General features: G+C 70.1%; 5 protein-coding genes. 2 read left to right on the top strand and 3 right to left on the bottom strand.

What is annotated here, in order from left to right; genetic code table 11:
* Positions 1-307: 307 nt before the first annotated feature.
* Both ACFVJ5_RS29660 and ACFVJ5_RS29655 read right to left on the bottom strand, forming a co-directional pair.
* Positions 308-1867, bottom strand: a complete 1560-nt coding sequence (locus ACFVJ5_RS29660; RefSeq protein WP_379225096.1) for a glycerol-3-phosphate dehydrogenase/oxidase — start codon at positions 1865-1867, stop codon at positions 308-310.
* Positions 1867-2475, bottom strand: coding sequence for a TetR/AcrR family transcriptional regulator (locus tag ACFVJ5_RS29655; protein ID WP_379225094.1), 609 nt, complete (start codon positions 2473-2475; stop codon positions 1867-1869). Before ACFVJ5_RS29655 ends, ACFVJ5_RS29660 begins: the two co-directional genes overlap by 1 nt.
* A gap of 195 nt (positions 2476-2670) precedes the next feature.
* Between ACFVJ5_RS29655 and ACFVJ5_RS29650 the strand changes: the two genes are divergently transcribed.
* Complete coding sequence (locus ACFVJ5_RS29650; RefSeq protein ID WP_379225092.1) at positions 2671-4299, top strand: FAD-binding oxidoreductase; 1629 nt, start codon at positions 2671-2673, stop codon at positions 4297-4299.
* Positions 4296-5243, top strand: a complete 948-nt coding sequence (locus tag ACFVJ5_RS29645; RefSeq protein WP_379225090.1) for a YegS/Rv2252/BmrU family lipid kinase — start codon at positions 4296-4298, stop codon at positions 5241-5243. Before ACFVJ5_RS29650 ends, ACFVJ5_RS29645 begins: the two co-directional genes overlap by 4 nt.
* Here the strand turns inward: ACFVJ5_RS29645 and ACFVJ5_RS29640 are convergent, their stop codons facing one another.
* A complete protein-coding gene (locus ACFVJ5_RS29640) occupies positions 5244-5936 on the bottom strand; it encodes an AAA family ATPase (RefSeq protein WP_379225088.1) in 693 nt (230 codons plus the stop codon).
* Positions 5937-6108: the final 172 nt, after the last annotated feature.

The following is a 6108-nucleotide window of genomic DNA, read 5'->3' as shown; positions in this document are numbered from 1 at the left end:
CCTAACCGGCGGCCCGGCCGCGGACCGGCCACTTCGTGGCCGTCCCTCCCTAGGGGTCGGGAGTGCGGTGGGTGGGTTGGGTGGGTTGTGGAAGACGGGGACGGGCTGGGTGTGCGCGCGGTGGGTTGTTGAAGAGGGGGACAGGCTGGGTGCGCGCGGTGGGTTGTTGAAGAGGGGGACGGGCTGGGTGTGTGCGGTGGGTTGTTGAAGAGGGGGACGGGCTGGGTGTGTGCGGTGGTTGTTGAAGCCGGGGATGGGGTGGGGGACCGTGTGGTTGGGAGTGCGGTCGGGGGCACGTCTCGGTTGATCAGGTGGTGATGGCGGTGTGTCTGGCGAAGGCGGCTTCGGCGGCGGGGGTGGCGGCCTCGCGGTCGGTGGGGACCAGGCCGATGCGGGTGCGGCGATCCAGGAGGTCGTCGACGGTGAGGGCGGCCTCGTGGGTGATGGCGAAGTCGAATTCGGCTGCGGTGACGTCGATTCCGGGGGCGACCGGTTCGGCGAGGGTGGGATCGGCCAGCCAGGCGGAGACGATCTGGCTCGCCTCGCTGCCGTAGCGCTCGATGAGGACCGGGGGCGCGTCGATACGGTCGCGGGCGGCACCGGCGACCGCACCGACCAGGGGGATCCGGGTGGTGCGGCAAGGGGTGGCCGTGAGCGCGGCCTGGGCGACCGCGGCGTCGACGGCGTCCTGGGCCATCTGGCGATAGGTGGTGAGCTTGCCGCCGACGACGGTGATCAGGCCGTCGGGAGAGGTGAGGACCGCGTGTTCGCGGGAGATGTCGGCGGTGCTGTCGTCGGCGGTCTTCAGCAGCGGGCGCAGGCCGGCGAACCGGCCGCGGATATCGGCGCGGGTCAACGGTTCCCGCAGCGCGGTGTTGATGGTGTCGAGCAGGAAGTCGATCTCGGACTCGGTGGGCTGTGGTTCGTCGGGGATCGGGCCCGGCGCGTCCTCGTCGGTGAGACCGAGGTAGACGCGGCCGTGCGCGGCAGGCAGTGCGAAGACGAACCGGCTGATGCTGCCCGGCACCGGCACCGTCAGCGCGGCGCTGAGGCCACCGAACGCCGCGGCGTCGAACACGAGGTGGGTGCCGCGGCTGGGCCGCAGTTCGATGCTGTGGTCGACCTCGCCCGCCCAGACACCGGTCGCGTTCACGACCGCGCGCGCCCGAACCGTCAAGGTCTCGCCGGTCAGAGTGTCGCGCAGCTGGACCGAATCACCCTTCGCGGCAACGGCCTCCATGCGGGTGAGCACCGTCGCGCCGTGCGCGGCCGCCGTACGAGCCAGCGCGACGACCAGGCGGGCGTCGTCGACGAGCTGACCGTCCCACGCCTGCAACCCACCGCGCAGCCCGTCACGCCGCACGGTCGGCGCCAAGCGCAGGGCCTCGGCGGCGGCCACCCGGCGCGAGCGCGGCAACGTGTCGACGGAGGTGTGCGCGGCGATCCGGAGCGCGTCACCGGCGGCGAAGCCCGCGCGGATGAGTGAGCTCTGGCCCAGCTTGATGCCGGGCAGCAACGGAACGAGCTGGGGGAGTGGGCGCACCAGGTGCGGTGCGGTGGTGCGCAACAGGATGCCGCGTTCGACCGCGCTCTCGTGCGCGATCCCGACCCGTCCGCTCGCCAGATACCGCAGCCCACCGTGCACCAGCTTCGAACTCCAGCGGCTGGTGCCGAAGGCGAAGTCGTTGCGCTCCACCAGGATGGTGCGCAGTCCGCGCGCGGCGGCGTCGAGGGCGACGCCGGTTCCGGTCACGCCGCCGCCGATCACCACCACGTCGACCTCGGGGTTCTCGCCGAGTGCGGTGAGGTCGGCGGTGCGGCGCGCCGCGTTCAGGGTGGCACCGGAAGCGGGGAAGTCAGGAGACATCAGGAGTCCTTATCGGGTAGCGGGAGCAGATAACCCTCGATAGCCCTGGACAATTCGGCGTCGAACTCCGTACCGGCCAGCAACGACTCCACCGTGCCCGCCGACTGCACCGCCGACTGGGTGATGAGCAGCAGCATGGTGGCCATGTGCTCGGCATCACCCGCCCGGATCGACCCGTCTCGGTGCCCGAGTTCGATCACGGTCGCGAACAGCCCGATCAGCGTGCGCTGATTGCGGCCGAGCCGACCGAACACATAGGTGAGCATCAGGTCGGTGTCGGTGCGGAAGATCTTGGCGAACACCGCGTTCGACCGAATCGCCGCCGAGCCCGTCACGATGCCGTGGACCAGCCGATCCCGGCCGAGGCCGGTGTCGGGCATGGTCTCGGCGACGATCGTGCGCAGTTCGCGCACCAGCAGTTCGGCGATCAGCGATCCGGTGTCGGGCCAGCGGCGATAGACCGTCGGCCTGCTCACCCCGGCCCGCCGCGCCACTTCGGTGAGCGTGGTTCGGCGCACGCCGAAATCGACGACGCAGGCCCGCGTGGCATCGAGAATCGCCACGTCGGTGGGCGAAAGCTGGTCAGCGTGGGTCGCGAGATCGATCATCGTGCTTCACCGCCGGTGTGTTCGGTGGCGCCGGACAGCAGCGCCGTGGTCGGGCTGGAACCGCCCAAGGGTATCGAGCGGACCAGCGGGGTTGCCGTCGCGAAGGGTCGGTAGTGACATCCGACAGCGGTATGGATGTCCACTCTGGGACTTATCGTTGGTTACTGCTTGACACTATATGTCATTATGTAACGCATGGTCGAGACGCAACACGAACAATCCGGGTCCGCCACCGTGGCGCCGAGCATGGTGTGGGACGCCTGGGGCGTAGCCGCCGGTCACCAGCCGCTGTCGGCGCAGATCCGTGGCCTGCTCGCGCAGGTGTTCGGGATCTCGGGTGAGCCGGTCGCGCGCCGCGACGAGAACGACGTGCCGCTGATCCCCACCACGCTCACAGCCGCCGATCGGGCGGGTCTGACGGCGATCGTCGGTGACGAACATCTCACGACCGCCGATCTCGACCGGCTGCGGCACGCTGGCGGCAAGAGCACCCCCGACCTGCTGCGCCGTCGCGCGAGCACCCCGCAGGACGCCCCCGACGCCGTCGTCTTCCCCGCCGATCACCCGCAGGTCCTCGCGCTGCTGGAGTACTGCGCCGAACACGGCGTCGCCGTGGTGCCGTTCGGTGGCGGAACCAGCGTGGTCGGTGGTGTCGATCCCGTGCGCGGGCAGTTCGACACCGTGATCGCGCTCGATCTGCGCAGACTCGACACACTCACCGCGGTCGATCCGGCCAGCGGCACCGCCACCCTCGGCGCCGGGCTCACCGGCCCGCAGGCCGAGGAGTTGCTCGGTGCGCACGGACTCTCGCTCGGGCACTTTCCGCAGAGTTTCGAATTCGCCAGCATCGGCGGGTTCGCCGCGACCAGGTCGTCGGGTCAGGCGTCGGCGGGCTACGGCCGGTTCGACGACATGGTCGAACGCCTGGTGATCGCCACCCCGCAGGGCACCCTCGACCTCGGTCGGGCGCCCGCGTCGGCAGCAGGCCCCGACCTGCGCGAGCTGTTCGTCGGATCCGAAGGCGCGCTCGGCATCATCACCTCGGTCACCCTGCGGGTGCATCCCGTGCCGGAAACCGTGGGCTACCAAGCCTGGTCGTTCCCCGACTTCGCCACCGGCGCCGCCGCGCTGCGCGGTGTGGTGCAGGCCGGTGCCGCGCCGACGGTGATGCGGCTGTCCGACGAGGCCGAAACGGGTCTGAATCTGGCTCGCTCCGCCGATGTCGGCGGCAATCCGGTATCGGGCTGCCTGGCCATCACCACCTTCGAAGGCAGCCGGGCTCATGTCGCGGCCCGATCCGCCGAGGCGAGCGAGCTGCTCGCCGCCGCGGGCGGCACCGCGCTCGGCGAGGCGCCTGCACAGCAATGGGAGCACGGCCGGTTCGCCGCGCCCTACATGCGTGACGCGCTGCTCGATGTCGGCGTGCTGTGCGAGACGCTCGAAACCGCCACCAGCTGGGCCAATCTGGCGAACCTCAAGGTGAAGGTCACCGGCGCGCTGATGGACGCGCTCGGCGCGCAGGGCACCCCCGCGCTGGTCATGTGCCATATCTCGCACACCTATCCGACCGGGGCGTCGCTGTATTTCACCGTCGTCGCCAAGCAGCTCGATGATCCGATCGCGCAGTGGCGCATCGCCAAATCCGCCGCGAGCGACGCGATGGTCGCCGCGGGCGGCACCATCACCCACCACCACGCCGTGGGCGCCGACCACCGGCCGTGGATGGGCGCCGAAATCGGTGACCTGGGGGTTCGGGTGTTGCGTGCGGTGAAGCGCGAACTCGACCCCACCGGAGTGCTCAACCCTGGGAAGCTGGTGCCGTGAGCGAACATTCGATGCGGCGCGTTGTCGTTGTCACGAACCCGCATTCCGGGTCGGGCCGGGGCGACGACGTCGCCGAGGCGGTGCTGACCGAACTGCAGGCGCGCGGTGTCGAGGTGGTCGAGGTGCGGGCGCCGAGCGCGGACGAGTCGGTGACACAGGTCAAGACGCTCGTCGCCGGTGAGGACCGGCCGGATGCGGTGATCTGCGTCGGCGGCGACGGGCTGATGAACGTGCTGCTGGCCGCTGTCGCGCACAGCGGCGTGCCGCTCGGGCTGGTGCCCGCGGGCACCGGCAACGACCTGGCGCGCGAATTCGGGATACCGACCGGTGACCCCCGGGCTGCCGTCGAGATCGTGCTTGGCGGTCGAGCCCGGACCATCGATCTGGGGCGGATCGAATCGGCGGACGCCGCACCCACCTGGTTCGCGACCGTGGTCGGCACCGGGTTCGACGCGCGAGTCACCTTGCGCGCCAACAAGATGCGCTATCCTCGCGGCCCGCTGCGCTACACCGTGGCCGCGGTCGTGGAGCTGATGCGGGGCTACACACTGCCGTTCCGGATCGAACTGTCCGGCCTCGCGCCCGGTGCGCTCGACAATCCACCCGACTCGCACGCGGTGATCCTGACCGACGCGGTGATGGCGCCGATCGGCAACACTCGCACGTACGGCGGCGGAATGCTGGTGTGTCCGGAAGCACTCGCCGACGACGGGTATCTCGACATCACGGTGGTCGGCGCGGTGTCGCGGCTGGAGATGGCGCGGCTGCTGCCCGCGTTGTCGGCGGGCAAACGGATCGACCATCCGGCGACCAAGCGTTATCGGGCCCGGCGGATCACGGTCGGTGCCGAGGGCGGATACGCCACGGCCGATGGTGAGCCTGCGGGAATGTTGCCGGTGACGGTGCAGGCGATGCCCGGGGCGTTGAGCGTGCTGGTGCCCTGATCAGGCCGGGTCGAAGGCGATCCGGGACACCGCGTGCAGTGTCGGACGATCGATGATCACCACCGAGGTCGAGGACAGCGGTTGTGGATCCGGCGCGAGGGTGGTGTCGCGGGCGCCCAGGGCGTCCATCATCGTTTCCCAGCGGCGGCAGTGTCCGGTGAAGGCCAGGCTGTTGACGCTTCTGCCTCGACTGATCTGACCCGATCTGGCCTGCTCCGCGGGCACGTCGATGAGCACCATGTGCAGTTCGCGGCGGCCCTGCGCGGTCCAGCGGGTGATCAGGCGGCGGCTCCAGCGGAAGGTCGCGCAGTCGTGGATGGCGACGGGTCCGTCGCTGTCGCGCAGCGCGTCGCGGATCGCGCGGTAGTGCGCGAGGTGCACCAGCGGTCGCCACAGCGAGTACGGCACCCAGCCCAAGCGGTGACGCAGGCGATTGCGGGTGTGGTTCGAGTCGAGGACGAGGGCGCCGGACGCGGTCCGCACCGGATGCTCGGCGTCGGGTCCCGAACCGAAGAAGCGGTGTAGCGCGGTGGACTTTCCCGCGCCGGGGACACCGGCGAAGACCAGGACGGTGGTGCTCGGGTAGCGCAGTTCTTCGACCTCGCTGGCGCGCAGGTCCACCAGGGCGATGGGGGTGATGATCCTCGGTGCCGATGCGGGAACGGGAGACGAGGAATCGAGCGGGGGCGTCACCCTCTCCAGGGTCCGGTAAAACGGACAAAACGGCAATCGGGGGTTGCCCCGATATTTCGGCTGGAGGCTTGCGACACAACAGTTTCCGCGTGTCGTCATGGCGCGTCACAGGTCTTGCCGACCAGCGCTGGGTAGAAGCTGAGAATTCCATATGGATTCCGCTCGGCGGGGT

It is taken from the genome of Nocardia sp. NPDC127606 (genome assembly GCF_042671725.1).
GTDB lineage: Bacteria > Actinomycetota > Actinomycetes > Mycobacteriales > Mycobacteriaceae > Nocardia.
Note: the sequence above shows the minus strand (reverse complement) of the source record. Positions and strands in the feature narration are given on the sequence as shown.